This is a genomic window from Roseibium sp. AWQ4_254 (assembly GCF_056161025.1).
In genome coordinates, this window is the sequence record NZ_JBSWYH010000021.1 from 1 (window position 1) to 17,370 (window position 17,370).

The window sequence follows — 17,370 nt, forward strand, 5'->3', positions numbered from 1 at the left end:
TCATCACGCGCCTTTAAGTGTCCATTTGCATAAGTGGACACTTAAGGCGCAAAATCGAAAAGCGGGAGGTGGGGTTCAGCGGACGCTCACGCCCCGACTTCAATCCGATCGAGATGGCCTTCTCAAAGATCAAGGCCCTCCTGAAGAAAGCGGCCGCAAGAACCGTCGAGGACCTATGGGCGGCAACCGCGTCTGCGATAGACGCAGTCACGCCCTCAGAGGCAAGAAACTACTTCGCTGCCGCAGGATATGAGCCGGAGTAAGCGGGAAACGCTCTAGCATGTTGTCGAAGGTGCCTTTCTCAGGTGCTTTTGTTTCCAGCTTTTCGCGCAGTTTCAGCTTGTCACGCTCCAGAACAGCAATCTTGTCTTCGTGGGCTTTGATAACGGTCGGATTGGTTGCGTCCATGATCCGGTCCAGAAGCGTTTCGATCTGTTTATCGGTTTCGCGCAAGCGCCACTGTCCGGACTTGATTGCATCTTCGAGAAGGGCCGAGCGTTCACTCCAGATATCCCGGATCATGGGCGTTACGAGGTCAAAGAGTTTCTGACTTGGCTGCAAGCTGCGAATGGTCTCTGCGAACTCACCCTTGAGCTTGGTATGGCCTCTATTGAAATCGCGACAAAAGTCCGCTTTGAGTCCAAGTTGCGTTCATGATGTATCACAGCCAAGGTTCGCATTTGGGCCGTTTCGCAAGAGTACCGCGCACGATGGACATCTTCAAAGGAGCCGAACGGCTTATGGGTATGGAACAGATGACCTGGGCCAGCCACGCCAATCCGCTGAGCGTTTATTCCAGAGCGGCCGGAGCACCATTGGTCTTCTTCGCGGCGTGGAGCGCTTTTTGGATCGGCTGGTATTCGCTGCTTCCTATCGCGGCCGCGATGCTCTGGATCTGGATGAATCCACGCTTGTTTTCTCCGCCTTCGACGACTTCATCCTGGGCAACAAAAGGCGTGCTCGGGGAGCGAGCGTACATCAATCGAAACGATATCCCGATACCGGAACATCATCGCAAAGCTGTGACGGCTATCATGCTGTTTTCAGGCGTGTTTTTTTCTGTCGGAGCCTATGGCTTCTTCATTCAGGACTTTTGGGCGGCGTTCGGCGGATATCACGGCGTTGTGCTGGCAAAAATCTGGTTCGTCGATCGCATGGTTTGGGTTTGGGAGGATATGAAGAACGCACATTCCGTCTACCAATCTTGGAATGACGCGAATTGGGACGCGACGTTTTCCGAATGACAGGGTAATCATCCCGTTTATAGCGTGTTACTAGGCCGCGTGGACGAATCGACACAGGTATAAATTTTGGGACTCCGGATTTGATTTCAAAGTGATTCATAGGTTGCCGACGTGATATGGAGGTCGGCGATGTGTACCAAGATGACAGAACGGGACTTCGAACTGGCCCTGGAGGTTTTCCGGGCTTGCTTGCCACGGGTTGGCGCGAAGGCACAGAATGACGGTCTGTTTCTCGAGGCGCTGCACTTTTTTACGCTTCACAACATCTCCTGGCGCGCTTTGCCGGAGCGGTTCGGCACCTGGAACAGCGTCTGGAAACGCTTCGACCGTCTTGGCAAGGCAGCTGTGTTTAAGGACTATTTTTCCATTCTGGCCGGACTTGATGAAGGGGCGCATCTGATTGCCATGTTCGACAGCACCGTTAGTCGCGCCCATGTTTCAGCGGCAGGCGCCAAAGGGGGCAGGAAGGTCAAGCGCTCGGGCGTTCGCGCGGCGGGGTCGGTACCAAGATCCATCTGAAAACGGATCGGAACGGCCTGCCGCTTGGCTTTGAACTGACCGGTGGAGCAAGCAGTTTACCGATCTCATGGAAACCGGCCCCGAGATCAAGCACCGGGCCATCGTTGCCGACAAGGGCTATGACAGCAACGCCAATCGAGAAGCTGCGCGAAAGGCTGGGGCTGTCCCGGTCATCCCGTACAAATCAAACCGGCGCGACATTCCCAGGCACTTCGCCAAAGCGCTCTACCGGGGCCGCGCGCGCATCGAACAAGTCATGAGCAAGCTTAAACGCTTCAAAAGGGTCGCTCTGCGCTGCGAGAAAACAGCCAGAAACTTCCGCTCCATCGTCGCAATCGCCGCAGCATTCATCTTGATCAAATCCGGCCACACGGCCTAATTTCTGCTCGGAGTGGGCATTTGCTTTGTCACAAGGCAAAACCTGCCCAATCGCCTCCGAAAATGACTAAACCGGTCTATTGCTGTCTGAAGCAGAAGCTTCGATCTTTGCGTTGAGGTAGTCTTTCGACCAGTCCTCCAATTGCTGAAGAATGGGTTTTAGCGCGATACCGTGTTCGCTAAGCGAATATTCGACTTTCGGAGGGACCACAGGGTACACCTTGCGTACAATGATGTCGTAGTTTTCCAAGTCGCGTAGTTGCTTCGTCAGCATACGCTGCGTGATATCAGGGATTGTCCTGTGTAGTTCACCGAACCGCATTGTGCGCTGACACAGGCACCAGAGGATCATTCCCTTCCACTTTCCGCCAATAATTTCGAGGGCGGTCTCGGTCGGACAGAACAGTTGTTCTTCATTGAACAGGTTGGCCATGCCGATCCCTTACTTACATTTTTGTATGTATAGGTCTTTTTTGTGCATTCTTGCTACAAGTGCAAGTTAGAACTATTTCGGCTTCATTCACAACAGGAAGCCAAACCCAATGACACTGAAAAGCGAAATTCACCCTGCTCTCAAACCTGGCTCGATTCAGAAACTGGATCTTGCAAATAGGTATGTTCTTGCCCCGATGTCCCGCGCCAGCGCAACAGCGGACGGAATTCCAACGGCGGAAATGGCCGCGTATTACACGCGCTTTGCGAAAGGCGGATTTGGCCTGCTTATCGCTGAGGGAGCCTATCCTGACACCTCGATCGCTCAAGCCTACGCCCATCAGCCTGGTCTGTGCACGGACGCGCAACAAGAGGGATGGCGGAAAATTGTAGAAGCGGTCCACGCCAATGGCAGCAAGATCATCCTTCAACTCATTCACGCTGGAGCGGTGTCGCAGGTGGTGGATGTTCCGCGCGGGCCATCAGCTGTGCGGCCGCAAGGCCACATGTTGCAAATGTACGGCACAAAACAGGGGCCATATGAAACGCCTGTCGAACTGACTGGACAGGATATAGCGGACATAAAGGCCGGTTTCATTCAGGCGGCCAAACGGGCGGAAGCTGCTGGCTTTGATGGCGTGGAAATCCATTGTGCAAACGGGTATCTGCTGGATCAATTCCTGACACCCGAAACCAATTTGCGCACCGCGCCTTACGGTGGTTCTGTTGAAAACCGGATCCGGTTGACATGCGAGATCATATCGGGGGTTCGCGCTACATGTAGCAGCGACTTTGTCACTGGGGTTCGTCTATCCCAGGCAAAGGCGACGCAGCCCGACTATTTTTGGCCCGGCGGTCTGGATGACGCAGCCATCATCTTCGCGGCAGTCCAGGAGGCCGGGGCGAGCTTCATCCATCTGGCCAGCGAGCGGAAAGGTTACGCATATCACAGCAGCACCAGGGACGGCGCACGACTGACCAAATTCGCGCGTGAAAAAACGGGATTGCCCGTGATCGCCAATGGCGGATTGCAAGATGTCGATCTCGCGCGGGAAGTTCTTTGCGAGGGAGAGGCGGATTTTCTCGCTATCGGCAAATCCGCTATGGTCAACCCGGATCTTCCGAACCGGATAGCAGACCGGCAAAAGCCTAAGGACTTCTCTTTTGAATTGTTCACCTACGGCGTTTCAGTTTCCAGCCAGTTCAAGTGGGAAGCCGAACAATCGGCTTAACTAACGAGGTGCCGGGCCGCGAAGATTTGCCTGCAGGTTATAAACATTTGCTCAAACTGCAGCGAGGGCCAGCTTCGAGCCCGACAACGGGAATTTTTGAGTTTCAACGCGCAAATTTTCCCGGTCAACAGTGTCCGTCCGGTGAAGCCGGTCTTCATGGTGGCGACGCGCTCTGTTACGCTGCTTTTGCAGCGTAACACCAAGGCATGAGGTCGTTGATGCAATTGATCTTTTGGTCGGCGATTTGTACCAGAACCCATTTCAGCCGGGCTTGCGGGTCGATGCCGCTGAGTTTGGCGGTTTCGATCAGGGTATAGGCGATAGCCGCGAATTTGCGGCAGCCTTCTGAGCCCATGAAGCGGTCGTTTTTTCGTCCAAGGGCAATCGGTTTCATTGCCCGCTCCGCGCAATTGTTGTCCAGTTCCAGATGCCCGTTGTCGAGATACGGCCGGGCTTTCGGCTGGCGGCTGAGCGCACACGGATAAGGGCCCAGGATTGGTTTGTTACAAGGAGGCTTATGATTTTCGCTGCATTCCCGTCCCCAGGCTGAGCGAGAGCAGCAGACGAAACTGCGCACTGTATTTGGCTTCGCGGTATTTCCAACGGCCCCGCGAGATATCGTGTCCGTTGATTGGAGCGGCCAGCATCCGCCCTTCCGGCGGGACGGGGAGATTGGGTGAAACCACCATTTTGACACTCTATGCGTTTATTGTCTTTGCGTAACTCTACAAATGGGAGGCGTTACGATGTCAGACTTTATTGTATTGAGAGACAAGAATAGAACACTCAGAACACTTGATTTGAATATGCGCGGCGCAGTGGCCCGGGCTGGAGCTGGTCTGGCCGGGGGGATGCCGCCGGAGCCGGAAGTCACGACCCACCAGCTCGACCGGCAGCAGCTGAACGACGTGACCCGAGACCCGGATATCCTGTCTGTGGCGCGGGTGATGCCGACAAAGCTGATTGCGCCGGTGCCCATGGCGGGGGCGGCCGCACAGGCGCAGGGCACGGCCACCTGGGGTGTGCAGGCGGTTGGCGCGCTGACCAGTCCTGCCAGCGGTACCGGGGTGAAGGTTGCCGTGCTTGACACCGGAATTGATGCGGCACATCCGGCCTTTGCAGGCGTCACCCTGGAGCAAAAAGACTTTACAGGCAGCGGCAATGGCGATGTGCAAGGGCATGGAACCCATTGTGCCGGAACCGTGTTCGGGCGGGATGTGGACGGTCTGCGGATCGGGGTTGCGCCCGGCGTTACAAGTGCTTCGATCGGCAAGGTTCTGGGCGATGATGGCTCGGGCAGCACCAACATGTTGTTTGAAGGCATGCAATGGGCCGTCAGCCAGGGTGCGCGTGTTATTTCCATGTCTCTCGGGTTCGACTTTCCCGGTTTGGTCAAGAACCTCATCGATGATGGATTTCCCGAGAAACTGGCCGCGAGCGCAGCTCTTGAAGGTTACCGGATGAATATCCGGATTTTCGACCGTCTGATGGACATGTTCCAAGCATCAATCCCCTTTACCGGAGGGGTCGTGGTGGTGGCCGCCTCGGGAAATGAAAGTGAGCGCGATATCAACCCGAATTTTGAAGTGAGTGCATCGATCCCTGCTGCAGCAGAGCGCATGATGTCTGTCGGCGCTCTGGGAGAAAGTCCAAATGGTCTTGTCGTGGCACCGTTCTCGAATACCAATCCTGTTCTGGCAGCCCCGGGGGTCGATGTGATTTCCGCAAAAACCGGCGGCGGTCTGGTCTCCTTTAACGGCACCAGCATGGCCACCCCGCATGTTGCCGGGCTTGCAGCGCTCTGGTGGGAGCAGATGCGGAACATGGACATTCCCACAACCCCGGAGGGGGTGACAGCGCGGCTGCGGGCAAGTTCTGTGACGCATGTCTTTGCGCCGGGTGTCGACGTGCTGGACCGGGGGGCAGGGCTCGCGCAGGCGCCCTTGGCAGCTGTCGTCTGAGTGATCGGGGGATCTGCCTTGGCCGTGCTGTGCGGTTGGTGAGCAAACCTTGCTTCCTTGGATTTGCCATTCGCTGCGTGAAAACAGAGATTTCGCCGCAACGGACAAAACGTCCGGAAATCCTTTGAACGCGGCACGGCTCACAGCTAAAAAAAGCGCCGGACCTGTGGGATCCGGCGCCGTTTTCGTGAGGCCGTTTGGGGTTCAGGCCTGCGGACCGTCAGTTCTGCAGCCTGCGGGAGAATTCATCATTGTAGTAGGACGTAATTTGGCCATAGACGCCGTTATCAATGATGATCTGGAGTCCTTTGTTGAACGCCTCCAGATAGTCAAAAGCCCCGTCGATATTGTCGTTGTGGGCGATGAGCTCATAGCCGAAGGACACGCCGGTGAAGGACGCCATGTCCACCTTGTCGAGGATGCCCATCTTCGTGGCGCTGGCAATGGCGCTGAGACGTGAGCCGACGACGAAGTCCACATTGCCTTCCAGAAGCAGCCGGAAGCAATCCTGCATGTTGGCGGCTCTGGTCAGATTTGTCAGAGGGATGTCGTTTTCCACGAGCTGAAAGGTCGACCAGCTGGCGGGACGGCACAAGCGGCCTGCCTTGATCTGCTCATAGGTGGCATTTTGCAGATCGGCCCGGCCGATTTCATAAAAGAAGCTGAAGGACATTGGCACGATCGGATCGGACGCCTTGTAGTCGCAGCGGACCTGCATGTCCTGCGGCAGGGCCGAGCACTGTTTCCAATACCCCATGTCTGGCATGTTCCAGCCAAGGCCGAGCTTGTAGCGGCCGGTGGGCAGAAGATATTTGAACTGTGCGTTGGCATCGCCGATATGGTGGATGCGTATCCGGTCACCCAGGCCGACCGCATCAAAAGCGGCGCGCACGATCATGGTTGCCATCCCTCCTTGCGGCCAATCCGGAGAAGCGAACGGCGCATGGTTCTTGCGGGCAGCAATGTAGATCGGCGTCGGGATCAGACTGTCCAGAGCCAGGGATGCCACGTCGAGGCCATCCTGTGGGAGAGCCGTTGATGCGGGCAGGGCCGTCGTTGGGCAAGGCGGGAGTTGTATGGTCGTGCCCGGGTTCAGAGAGGCCGGGTTCCGGCCCACAATACCGGCATTTCCCGGATAGTCGGAAATGAGATGCCAGGCGCCTGCATCGTCATAGACTTTTTCGGCGATTGCAGGCAGCGTGTCGCCTGCCGCTACCTTGTAGCTTTGAACTTGCGCCGTGCAGGTTTCTGCATGGGCGGGCGACAGGCCGATCAGACCTGCAGCCGCAAGCCAGGCTCCAACTGCAAATTTCATTTTCCCCTCCATTGCGTTAGCCCCTTCATGTCGAATGCCCCTTTTTGTCTGCGGATCCTCTTTTTTCCCGTTCCGCTTTAAACATAGCAGCCCATGCACCACGCCGCCCATCCGGGCGGCGCGGCTCCACTCCGGCACACAGGCGGAGCGGACAGTCTGGCAGATAAAAGTGATGCGAAGACTAATTGCTGTTTTCCTGCGTCCGGCGCGCGAATTCGTCGTTGAAATAGGACGAGATCTGGGCGTAGGTGCCATTGTCGATGATGATTTTCAGACCCTTGTTGAACTCATCAAGATAGGCGGTCGTGTTCAGCGGGTTGTCTTTGTAGGCGACCAGGTGGATCGCGTAGGGCACTGTGAAAGGCGCCATCTCGATATTGTCCCGGATCCCCATCTTGGTGGCGATGGCGATGCCGCTTGGCCGGTTCACAACCGCAAAGTCTGCTTCACCGTTGATGATTTTCTCAAAACAGCCTTGCGGGTTGGCTGCGCCGACGAGGTTCTCGAGCGGAATGCCGTTTTCTTCCATCTGGAATGTGGACCAGCCTGTCGGCCGGCAGATCCGCTTGGTCTTCATGTCCTCGATGGTGATGTCTTTCAGATCCGACCGGCTGGTGTCGCTGAAGAAACCGAGCGAGATGGTGAAGACCGGTTCGGACTGGTTGTATTTGCACCGGATCTGCATGGGTTTGGCGACCCGGTCACAGGTCTTCCAATAGGTCATGTCCGGCATGGACCAGCCGAAAGCGAGCTGATACCGGTCGGACGGAACCAGATCATAAAGCTGGGCGTTCCAGTCATTGATATTGTGGATGCGGACGCGGTCGCCCATGCCGACTGCATCAAAAGCGGCCTTCACCAGAAGCGTGCCCATGCCGCCCTGGGGCCAGTCTGAATCCACGTAAGGCGCCCAGTCATCGCCGGTCACGATATAGATCGTGTTGGCATCTGTGCCCGAACCGGTCTGCGTTTCCGCGCGCGCCGGGGCGTCCTGACGCTGTTCCAGTTCATTGGGCAGCTGTGTGACAGCGCCCGGGCAGGGCGGAATGGACAGGGCTGTGCCGATGCTCAGAATGTTCGGATTCCGGCCAATGGACTCTGCGTTGCCCGGATATTCGTAAATCAGAGCCCATTCGTCTGAATCGCCAAACACGGTCAGTGCGATTCTGGAGAGCGTGTCACCGGATGCGACCGTATAGGAGGTCACTTCACTTTTGCAGGTTGCCGCATGACCTGTTGAAGCAGCTGCAACGCAGCTGACCGCAAGGCACAGGGCGGAACTTAAAGCCGGGAACAGCTTCATATCAGATCATCTCCAGTTCTAAGGTTATCGGGCCAGTCGGAAGCCGACATAAGAATAGGGATTGTCAACGGCTCTGCCTGTGCGGAAGGTGAGGGCGGCCGTCTTTTCCGTCGTCTCGCCCGGAGGCGCACCGCGCACAACGCCCCGTCCGCCATAGCAGCTGTTGTCCTTGAGGCGTGTGGTCCAGCAATCGGAGGTGCGCTCTTCCGCGTTGCCGATGGACCCGATCAGGCCATTGACTTCCATGGCTTCGGTAATCGGCACGAGGTCACGCCGCAAGCGGGCATAGACGTTGTCGAAGGCGTTGCCCCATGGATAGACGGTGTTGTCTTCTGTACCACCGCGCACGGCAACGACCCATTCGGCGTCCGTTGGCAGGCGGTATTCCGGAGTGCCTTGCGGCCGCCTCGAGTTTATCCAGGCAATATATTCCTCGGTCTGGGCGAGCGAAATGGCCGTCATCGGCAACATCAGGTTTTCTTTGGCGAAGAATTCCGGCTCAAGGCTCCCGGTTGAACACGCGCCCCGGGCCACACATTCCAGCCAGTCGCCGCGGGTTACTTCCCGGCGCGCAATCTCGTAAGGCTCCATTGTGATCACCCGGTAAGGGTCCAGAATGTTTTCGCCGCGCATGAGCGGAACCTGATATTCTCCGCCCGGAATGGCGAGCATGTCCGGAAAACCAGGGCCCTTTCCGGAGGCCGGGGGGGCGGATTGAAGCGCAGCGCTCTGGCGCGGCGCGGCTGCCGGAGCCTGCGGCTTGGTCTGTGCTGCAGACGGGCGTGCCTGAACCGCTGGCGCCGGCTTGGAGGCTGCAGAGCGGGCCGGGCTCGCCGGGCTGGTTTTCGGAGCGGCTGTCCGGGCAATGGTTGTCTGCTGGCTGGGAGCTGCCTTGTTTGCTGCTGCCGGTTTGGCGGCTACCGCAACAGGTTCATCCGCCTCAGACTGCTCGTTTGCGGCCTTGTTCTGCATCGCAGCCTTGAGCGCTTCGCGCGCCTTGAGCAAGTCCCCGGTCGGAGAGCGTTCCGCCTGCGGGGCGGGCTGGAGTGCAGGCTCGTCGCCGCTGATGCCGTCAAAGCCCTTGAACAGGGATTGGGTCAGGCCGCCGAGCTCGTCGTGGAAATAGCCGATCGGAAAGCCGACGGCTGCAATCACAGCCAGGAATTTGAGCACGGACAGGGTGGTTTGCACCACAGGGCCCCGGTTCGACCGTCCGCCATTCTGGTCCTGTCTCTTGAAGATCTCCGGAATCTGCTGGACATCATCTTCGTCTTCCGCCCAGCGGATTTTAGGCGAGCGTGCCATATTGCCCCGGTCATTTGCCCCATACTGGTCCGGCGCCTGGTTTTCGTTGGTGGGCCCCTCAGACATATGCGCCAAATTGCGCTCAAGCCATTTGTCCAAATTTTTGGAGTTTTCCCGCAACTCCTCAAATGGAGAATAATCAGGATTGACGCGGCCCCGACCGCCCGACGCAGATGAGTTACTCATTTTATGCTCACACCCGACTTCACTAAAACAGCACTACTTTAACGCCGTTTACGCATAAATATCAGTGACAATTTTATTCAACGCATATTTTTCTTGGCGAGTATGAATGATTTATGGCACAAATGTGGCGTCGTTCGCTAAGTGTGCCTAATTCTGGTCTTAAACCTAAGTGTTCAGCCTTCATTTGAACATCAAAACGCATGGCGAATCTTGGCAATAGTCGGAGCAATATTTTTTTCAAATCGCTCCAAATTTGTTCATCTTTGTGTTGAATGAGATTTAATTTATCAATTCTTACCTTTGGGTGGAAAGCCTTTTAAATATCTATAAAATCAAGACATTCTGGATCTATATCCCCAAAGGAAATCCGTCCCGTTACCTATCCACAGGGGTGAAAGTGAACCAGATGTCATGTTTGTCTCTTTCAAAAATGGCAAGTATTAATTTAATCACGTTAACCATGACCATATTTAAATTGAAATAATTTCGATCACAAATTAATTTACGCAGCGGCATTTCGTGTCCGGGCGGCGTCGTTTTTGACACCGCCCTTGGGACAGGCCGGGAACAGACGGGTGGAGACGCTGTCCGGCCGCGCATATATGCGTTGAAACGGGGGGCGGGAACGGGGTTCGCAGGCCTTTGAAAGGGCATGGCCCTTGACACTTTCCGGCCTAGCCTTTATCGCGCTCCCATCGTGCGTCCCGGGAACCGTTTCGGGGCGGGGCGCTGCTTTTGAACGCTTCCGGAAAAAGGGAAGCGCTTGCGGCGCGGCACACGGGATGAAAAACGAAACCTCCGGGGCGTATTGCCGCTCAGGACCGAGGACGACAAAACCCATGCAGGTAACCGAAACCCTCTCCGAGGGCCTTAAGCGAGAGCTCAAAATCGACATTCCGGCAGGCGATCTTGCCGCCAAGCTCGACGATTACATGGCCGAGATGAAATCTAAGGCCAACATCAAGGGCTTCCGTCCGGGCAAGGTGCCGGTTGCGCATCTCAAGAAAATGTACGGCCGTCAGGCCATGGCGGAAATCCTGTCGAACACCATCCAGGAAACCACCCAGAAGGCCGTCGAAGAGCGCTCCGAGCGCCCGGCGCTGACCCCGGAGATCGACCTGCCGGAAGATGAGGCGGAAAAAATCCTGGCCGGGGATGCGGACCTGTCCTTCAAAATGACCTATGACATTCTGCCTGAGTTCGAAATCGTCGATTTCGCCGGGTTTGAAATCGAGCGCCCGGTTGTCGAGATCGCCGATGAAGAAGTCGGCACGCAGGTTGCCGAGATCGCCAAGAACAATGCGCCGTTCGATACCAAGGATGGGGCGGCTGAAAACGGCGACCGGGTCACCATGTCCTATCTGGGCAAGATTGACGGAGAGCCTTTTGAAGGCGGTGCTGACGAAAACGGTCAGCTTGTTCTCGGCTCCGGCCAGTTTATCCCGGGCTTTGAAGACCAGCTGATCGGTGTCAAGGCAGGCGACAAGAAACTCGTGGAAGTGAGCTTCCCGGACGACTACCCGGCCGCGCACCTGGCTGGCAAAGCCGCGACCTTCGACGTTGAGGTCAAAGAGGTGGCTGCAGCGGGGGAAGTCGTTGTTGATGACGAATTTGCCAAAGGCCTTGGCCTTGAATCCCTCGACAAGCTGAAGGAAATCGTCCGCGGCCAGATCGAGAGCCAGTTCGGTCAGATGACCCGCCAGCGGGTCAAGCGCCAGCTTCTGGACAAGCTCGATGAGCACTACACGTTCGAGCTTCCGGAAAAGCTGCTTGAATCAGAGTTCGACATCGTTTGGCGTCAGGTCGAAGAAGACATGAAGCGGAATGAGAAGAGCTTTGAGGATGAGGACACAACGGAAGACGAGGCGAAAGCGGAATACCGCAAGATCGCCGAGCGCCGTGTCCGCCTTGGACTGGTTCTGTCCGAAATCGGCGAGAAGAACGACATCCAGGTGACCGACGAGGAAATGCAGCGTGCGCTTTACGACCGCGTGCGCCAGTTCCCGGGTCAGGAACAGGAAGTGTTCGAATTCTACAAGAGCAACCAGCAGGCTCTCGCGTCCCTGCGGGCGCCGATCTATGAGGAAAAAGTCGTCGATTTCATGCTCGAGCTTGCCAAGGTGTCTGACAAGACGGTGACCAAGGAAGAGCTGGAAAAGCTGGTTGCAGATGACGAGGACGACGCTTAAGCGTCTCAGAAAATCCCCAGGCGCGGTCGCGGGCTTTAACTTTGCCTTCACACCGCGTCTGTCATGACTTTGCGTTGAGGGCGACATCCCATATATACGGGGTGTCGCTTTTTTCGAGTCAGGCCCCTGATGTGGCGCGTTTCACCGGAATTTCTGCCGGTGCAGGCTGTCTCTGCGGTTTGGGGGGCTGTGGTTTGTCCGGCAATGCCGGGCATCATCTCAAGCATATGGATGAGGTATGAAGGATCCTGTCGATATCTACATGAACACTCTCGTGCCGATGGTTGTCGAGCAGACGAACCGGGGCGAGCGGGCCTTCGATATCTACTCGCGCCTTTTGAAGGAGCGCATCATTTTCCTGACCGGTCCGGTCGAGGATCACATGGCAACCCTGGTGAGCGCGCAGCTTCTTTATCTGGAAGCGGAGAATCCCTCCAAAGAAATTGCGATCTACATCAATTCGCCCGGCGGGCTTGTGACCTCCGGTCTGGCAATTTACGACACGATGCAGTTCATCCGCCCGGCGGTGTCGACCCTGTGCATCGGCCAGGCTGCGTCCATGGGCTCTCTGCTTCTGGCGGCCGGCCAGAAGGATATGCGCTTCATTTTGCCGAATGCGCGGGTGATGGTGCACCAGCCGTCCGGCGGCTTCCGCGGGCAGGCAGCCGATATAATGCTTCATGCACAGGAAATCCTGGCCATGAAACGCCGGCTCAACGAGATCTATGTCAAGCATACCGGCCAGGGCCTTGATCAGGTCGAGGAAGCGCTGGAGCGCGATAATTTCATGACGGCAGAAAGGGCCAAGGAATTCGGTATCGTGGACAATGTTATCACTGACCGTTCGACCCTTGGGGGCGAAGCCGAAGGCTGATCGGGCTTACCCGGTCTTAAGGAAGGAAACACTTTCCTGCCAAAAGACCGGTTATTCCCCCATTGAAACCGGGTTTTCCTCTTCACCTTAAACCTATATTGATTTTTAATGGTGAAGCATGATGACATTATATTGTGGGGTGGCGCAGATCCGCGCGGCCTCTAGACCGGGAAGGCCATATTTTAGCCTCACCTGGAAAGATAAGGGGAAAGGCCCCATAAACGCGAGGTTGACTACATGACCAAGGCCAGCGGCAGCGATTCTAAGAATACGCTTTACTGCTCCTTCTGCGGCAAGAGCCAGCACGAGGTTCGCAAGCTGATCGCCGGCCCGACTGTTTTCATTTGCGATGAATGTGTCGAGCTGTGCATGGATATCATCCGCGAGGAAAACAAGTCTTCGCTGGTGAAGTCGCGGGACGGAATCCCGACCCCTCAGGAAATTCGCGATGTGCTCGATGACTATGTCATCGGTCAGGGCAGTGCGAAAAAGGTTCTGTCGGTCGCCGTTCACAACCACTACAAACGCCTCAATCACGCGTCGAAGAACAACGACGTGGAACTGGCGAAATCCAACATCCTTCTGGTTGGGCCAACCGGGTGCGGCAAGACACTTCTGGCGCAAACTCTGGCGCGCATTCTGGATGTGCCTTTCACCATGGCCGATGCGACCACGCTGACGGAAGCTGGCTATGTCGGGGAAGATGTCGAGAACATCATCCTGAAGCTGCTCCAGTCAGCCGATTACAATGTCGAGCGCGCGCAACGCGGTATTGTCTATATCGATGAGGTCGACAAGATCAGCCGCAAGGCCGACAATCCGTCGATTACACGGGACGTGTCCGGGGAGGGCGTGCAGCAGGCCCTTTTGAAAATCATGGAAGGCACCGTCGCTTCCGTTCCGCCCCAGGGCGGGCGTAAGCATCCGCAGCAGGAATTCCTGCAGGTGGACACGACCAACATCCTGTTCATCTGCGGCGGCGCCTTTGCTGGTCTCGACAAGATCATCTCCGACCGGGGCACCCAGACCTCCATTGGCTTCCAGGCCCGCGTCGAGGCACCGGAAGACCGGCGGGTGGGCGAGCTGTTCGCAGAGCTGGAACCGGAAGATCTGCTGAAGTTCGGCCTGATCCCGGAGTTTGTCGGCCGTCTGCCGGTCATCGCGACCCTGGAAGACCTTGACGAAGATGCGCTTGTCACGATCCTGACCGAGCCGAAAAACGCTCTGGTCAAGCAGTATCAGCGTCTCTTTGAGATGGAACAGGTGGAACTGTCCTTCCACGATGAAGCGCTTAAAGCGATTGCCCGCAAGGCGATTGAACGCAAGACCGGGGCCCGCGGCCTCCGTTCCATTCTGGAATCGATCCTACTCGACACAATGTACGAGTTGCCGGGTCTGAAGGGCGTCAAGGAAGTGGTGATTTCACCGGAAGTGGTCAAAGGCGAAGCACGGCCCCTCTATATCTATGAGGACCGTGAGGAAAGCTCTGCGACCAGTGCCTGATGTCTTCGCCCTGAGCTGTCTCAGGGCTGGGCCTTGCACTTTTGAAAAGAAGTGAATAAATGCCGCTCTTGAAGAGCGGCATTTTGTTTTTTGGAAGGGGATGTGAAACCGCCCTGCGGTTTTCCACCGGCCGTGTGAGTCGTCAACAGATAGACCTGAATGACCGGAACGCCCGCCTTGACAGGGGCAGGTGAGGTGTCCACCTAATAGACCTAAAGAATGGCTTGTGCGGACTGCAAGCGCGCCCGGCCGGGGTGCTGCGGTTCGGCCAGTCGGGTGAGGCCCGGAAGCCGTTTCCCAGTGTTCCGGTTGCTTTTTGTCAATGGGGCTGGAACACGCTGAGAAAGGATAAAAAATGAGCGACGCAGAAATCCGCGCCACTGATCCGGACAGCACCGCTGTCTATCCCGTTCTGCCCTTGCGCGACATCGTCGTCTTCCCCCACATGATCGTGCCGCTGTTTGTTGGCCGCGAAAAGTCGATCAAGGCGCTGGAAGAGGTGATGACCACCGACAAGCACATTCTTCTGGCCACCCAGATGAATGCGGCTGATGACGATCCCAATCCGGACCAGATCTACAATGTGGGCACGCTGGCAACGGTTCTTCAGCTTTTGAAACTGCCGGACAACACCGTGAAGGTGTTGGTGGAAGGCGGCGCACGGGCGCAGATCGGCCAGTATTCCGACCGGACTGACTATTTCGAGGCGTCTGCAACCGTTCTGCCCGAGCGCGATGGCGAGAATATCGAAGTGGAGGCTCTGGCCCGCTCCGTCGTTTCCGAGTTCGAGAACTATGTGAAACTGAACAAGAAAGTTTCTCCCGAGGTTCTGGGCGCGGTCAACCAGATTGACGATTATTCCAAGCTGGCCGACACGATTGCGTCGCATCTGGCGATCAAGATTCCGGAAAAGCAGGAAATCCTCGGCGTTGTCTCCGTGGCCGAGCGCCTGGAGCGTGTGCTTGGCATGATGGAGAGTGAGATCTCCGTCCTGCAGGTGGAAAAGCGCATCCGCTCGCGCGTGAAGCGCCAGATGGAGAAGACCCAGCGTGAATATTATCTGAATGAGCAGATGAAGGCGATTCAGAAGGAGCTGGGTGACAGCGAGGACGGCCGCGACGAGCTGGCCGAACTTGAGGAAAAGATCAAGAAGACCAAGCTGACCAAGGAAGCGCGGGAACGGGCGGCTGCGGAGGTCAAAAAGCTCAAGCAGATGAGCCCGATGTCGGCGGAAGCCACCGTCGTGCGCAACTACCTGGACTGGCTGATCGGTATCCCATGGAGCAAGAAGTCCAAGGTCAAGCATGATCTGGCCCTGGCGGAAAAGGTGCTCGACACGGATCACTATGGCCTGGAAAAGGTCAAGGAGCGGATCGTGGAGTATCTGGCGGTCCAGAGCCGGGCGAACAAGCTGCGCGGACCGATCCTGTGCCTCGTCGGTCCTCCGGGTGTCGGCAAGACCTCGCTGGGCAAGTCAATCGCCAAGGCAACGGGGCGTGAATTCGTGCGCATGTCCCTGGGCGGCGTGCGTGACGAAGCGGAGATCCGCGGTCACCGGCGGACCTATATCGGCTCCATGCCGGGCAAGGTCATCCAGTCGATGAAGAAGGCAAAGAAGTCAAACCCGCTCTTCCTGCTCGATGAAATCGACAAGATGGGCATGGACTTCCGTGGGGATCCGTCCTCGGCGCTTCTGGAAGTGCTGGATCCGGAACAGAATTCCTCCTTCATGGACCATTATCTGGAGGTCGAATACGATCTTTCCGATGTTATGTTCGTGACGACCGCCAATACGCTGAACATTCCAGGCCCCCTGATGGATCGTATGGAAGTGATCCGCATTGCTGGCTACACGGAAGAGGAAAAGGTGGAGATTTGCCGCCGTCACCTCATTCCGAAGGCTGAAAAGGACCACGGTCTGCGGGACGGTGAATTCAAGATCGAGGATGATGCCCTGCAATTCGTCGTGCGCCGTTACACCCGTGAAGCCGGTGTGCGGAACCTTGAACGTGAAATGGCGACCCTGGCCCGGAAAGCGGTCAAGGAAATCCTCATGAGCGACAAGGAAAGCATCACGGTGACGCCTGAAGTGGTCGAAGACTATCTCGGGGTTCCGCGCTACCGCTACGGCGAAGCCGAGCTGGAAGACCAGGTCGGGGTTGTCACCGGTCTGGCCTGGACGGAAGTGGGCGGCGAGTTGCTGACCATTGAAGGCGTGATGATGCCGGGCAAGGGCAAGATGACCGTGACGGGCAACCTGAAGGACGTGATGAAGGAATCGATCTCCGCAGCCGCTTCCTATGTGCGCTCGCGGGCTGTTGATTTCGGCATTGAACCGCCGAAATTCGACAAGACCGATATCCACGTCCACGTTCCGGAAGGGGCGACCCCGAAAGATGGCCCGTCCGCGGGGATCGGCATGGCAACGGCCGTGATCTCGACCATGACCGGCATTCCGGTTCGCCGGGATGTGGCGATGACGGGAGAAATCACCCTGCGCGGTCGGGTGCTTCCGATTGGCGGCTTGAAGGAGAAACTTCTGGCGGCGCTGCGCGGCGGCATCAAGCTGGTGATGATCCCGGAAGACAATGCCAAGGATCTGGCAGATATTCCGGATTCGGTGAAGAACTCGCTGGAAATTGTGCCGGTGACCGGGATGGAAGACGTCCTGAAAAACGCGCTCGTGCGTTTGCCGGAGCGGATCGAATGGGACGAAAGCGCTGCTGAGGCTGCAGCCAAGGCGGGTGAGTCGGAAAAGGACAAGTCCGGACTTCTGGCGCACTGAGGACCCTTTTTTTGCCCGATAAAAACCAAAGCCCCGGACCTTCCGGGGCTTTTCTTTTGAATAATCGGTCAAAATGGCGGTTTTCTGCGAAAAAACCACTTGCGTTTCATGTCAATTCGCACGAATTTCGCGCAACGGCGCTGA

Annotated in this window: 14 protein-coding genes and 2 pseudogenes; 10 read left to right on the forward strand and 6 right to left on the reverse strand. The window is 56.7% G+C overall.

Features of this window, described 5'->3' with window-relative positions:
• Positions 1-92: 92 nt before the first annotated feature.
• Positions 93-263, forward strand: a pseudogene (locus tag ACXAIC_RS16370) (IS630 family transposase); the annotation flags it as partial.
• Here ACXAIC_RS16370 and ACXAIC_RS16375 read toward each other — a convergent pair.
• Positions 208-522 carry a hypothetical protein gene (locus tag ACXAIC_RS16375; protein WP_475182422.1) on the reverse strand — a complete coding sequence of 105 codons (315 nt, stop codon included), beginning with the start codon at positions 520-522 and terminating at the stop codon, positions 208-210. The pseudogene ACXAIC_RS16370 and the gene ACXAIC_RS16375 overlap by 56 nt on opposite strands.
• Before the next feature lie 188 nt (positions 523-710).
• Between ACXAIC_RS16375 and ACXAIC_RS16380 the strand changes: the two genes are divergently transcribed.
• The 3 genes and pseudogenes from ACXAIC_RS16380 to ACXAIC_RS16390 all read left to right on the forward strand — a co-directional run.
• Positions 711-1,244 (forward strand): DUF6653 family protein, encoded by a 534-nt coding sequence (locus tag ACXAIC_RS16380; RefSeq protein WP_475182044.1) that lies wholly within the window; start codon positions 711-713, stop codon positions 1,242-1,244.
• A gap of 129 nt (positions 1,245-1,373) precedes the next feature.
• On the forward strand, positions 1,374-1,763 hold the full coding sequence (locus ACXAIC_RS16385) for a transposase (RefSeq protein WP_475182050.1): 390 nt from the start codon (positions 1,374-1,376) through the stop codon (positions 1,761-1,763).
• A gap of 58 nt (positions 1,764-1,821) precedes the next feature.
• Positions 1,822-2,142: pseudogene (locus ACXAIC_RS16390) on the forward strand (transposase); the annotation flags it as partial.
• Between the two features lie 66 nt (positions 2,143-2,208).
• On the opposite strand, the gene ACXAIC_RS16395 reads toward ACXAIC_RS16390, so the two are convergent.
• Positions 2,209-2,574 (reverse strand): winged helix-turn-helix transcriptional regulator, encoded by a 366-nt coding sequence (locus tag ACXAIC_RS16395; protein WP_475182055.1) that lies wholly within the window; start codon positions 2,572-2,574, stop codon positions 2,209-2,211.
• 109 nt (positions 2,575-2,683) lie between these two features.
• On the opposite strand from ACXAIC_RS16395, the gene ACXAIC_RS16400 reads away from it, so the two are divergent.
• Positions 2,684-3,805: an oxidoreductase gene (locus ACXAIC_RS16400; protein WP_475182057.1), complete on the forward strand. Its 1,122-nt coding sequence runs from the start codon at positions 2,684-2,686 to the stop codon at positions 3,803-3,805.
• 175 nt (positions 3,806-3,980) lie between these two features.
• Here the strand turns inward: ACXAIC_RS16400 and ACXAIC_RS16405 are convergent, their stop codons facing one another.
• Entirely contained in the window at positions 3,981-4,502 is a 522-nt protein-coding gene (locus tag ACXAIC_RS16405) for a transposase domain-containing protein (protein ID WP_475182062.1), read from the reverse strand.
• 49 nt (positions 4,503-4,551) lie between these two features.
• Between ACXAIC_RS16405 and ACXAIC_RS16410 the strand changes: the two genes are divergently transcribed.
• Positions 4,552-5,766, forward strand: coding sequence for a S8 family peptidase (locus tag ACXAIC_RS16410; RefSeq protein WP_475182066.1), 1,215 nt, complete (start codon positions 4,552-4,554; stop codon positions 5,764-5,766).
• A gap of 220 nt (positions 5,767-5,986) precedes the next feature.
• Here ACXAIC_RS16410 and ACXAIC_RS16415 read toward each other — a convergent pair whose 3' ends face one another.
• From ACXAIC_RS16415 to ACXAIC_RS16425, 3 genes are all read right to left on the reverse strand, one after another.
• Positions 5,987-7,081: a hypothetical protein gene (locus ACXAIC_RS16415; RefSeq protein WP_475182076.1), complete on the reverse strand. Its 1,095-nt coding sequence runs from the start codon at positions 7,079-7,081 to the stop codon at positions 5,987-5,989.
• A gap of 181 nt (positions 7,082-7,262) precedes the next feature.
• Positions 7,263-8,384, reverse strand: coding sequence for a hypothetical protein (locus tag ACXAIC_RS16420; protein ID WP_475182079.1), 1,122 nt, complete (start codon positions 8,382-8,384; stop codon positions 7,263-7,265).
• A gap of 24 nt (positions 8,385-8,408) precedes the next feature.
• The gene (locus ACXAIC_RS16425) at positions 8,409-9,755 is read right to left on the reverse strand and encodes a formylglycine-generating enzyme family protein (protein WP_475182414.1); all 1,347 of its coding nucleotides are present in this window, start codon (positions 9,753-9,755) and stop codon (positions 8,409-8,411) included.
• Positions 9,756-10,714: 959 nt separating this feature from the next.
• Here ACXAIC_RS16425 and tig point away from each other — a divergent pair.
• The 4 genes from tig (at position 10,715) to lon (ending at position 17,226) form a co-directional block, all read left to right on the forward strand.
• The gene (gene tig / locus ACXAIC_RS16430; protein WP_475182084.1) at positions 10,715-12,064 is read left to right on the forward strand and encodes a trigger factor; all 1,350 of its coding nucleotides are present in this window, start codon (positions 10,715-10,717) and stop codon (positions 12,062-12,064) included.
• 238 nt (positions 12,065-12,302) lie between these two features.
• Positions 12,303-12,938 carry an ATP-dependent Clp protease proteolytic subunit gene (locus tag ACXAIC_RS16435; protein ID WP_475182090.1) on the forward strand — a complete coding sequence of 212 codons (636 nt, stop codon included), beginning with the start codon at positions 12,303-12,305 and terminating at the stop codon, positions 12,936-12,938.
• Between the two features lie 237 nt (positions 12,939-13,175).
• Complete coding sequence (gene clpX / locus ACXAIC_RS16440; RefSeq protein WP_475182093.1) at positions 13,176-14,441, forward strand: ATP-dependent Clp protease ATP-binding subunit ClpX; 1,266 nt, start codon at positions 13,176-13,178, stop codon at positions 14,439-14,441.
• A 355-nt stretch (positions 14,442-14,796) separates the two neighbouring features.
• Positions 14,797-17,226 carry an endopeptidase La gene (gene lon, locus ACXAIC_RS16445; RefSeq protein WP_475182097.1) on the forward strand — a complete coding sequence of 810 codons (2,430 nt, stop codon included), beginning with the start codon at positions 14,797-14,799 and terminating at the stop codon, positions 17,224-17,226.
• Positions 17,227-17,370: the final 144 nt, after the last annotated feature.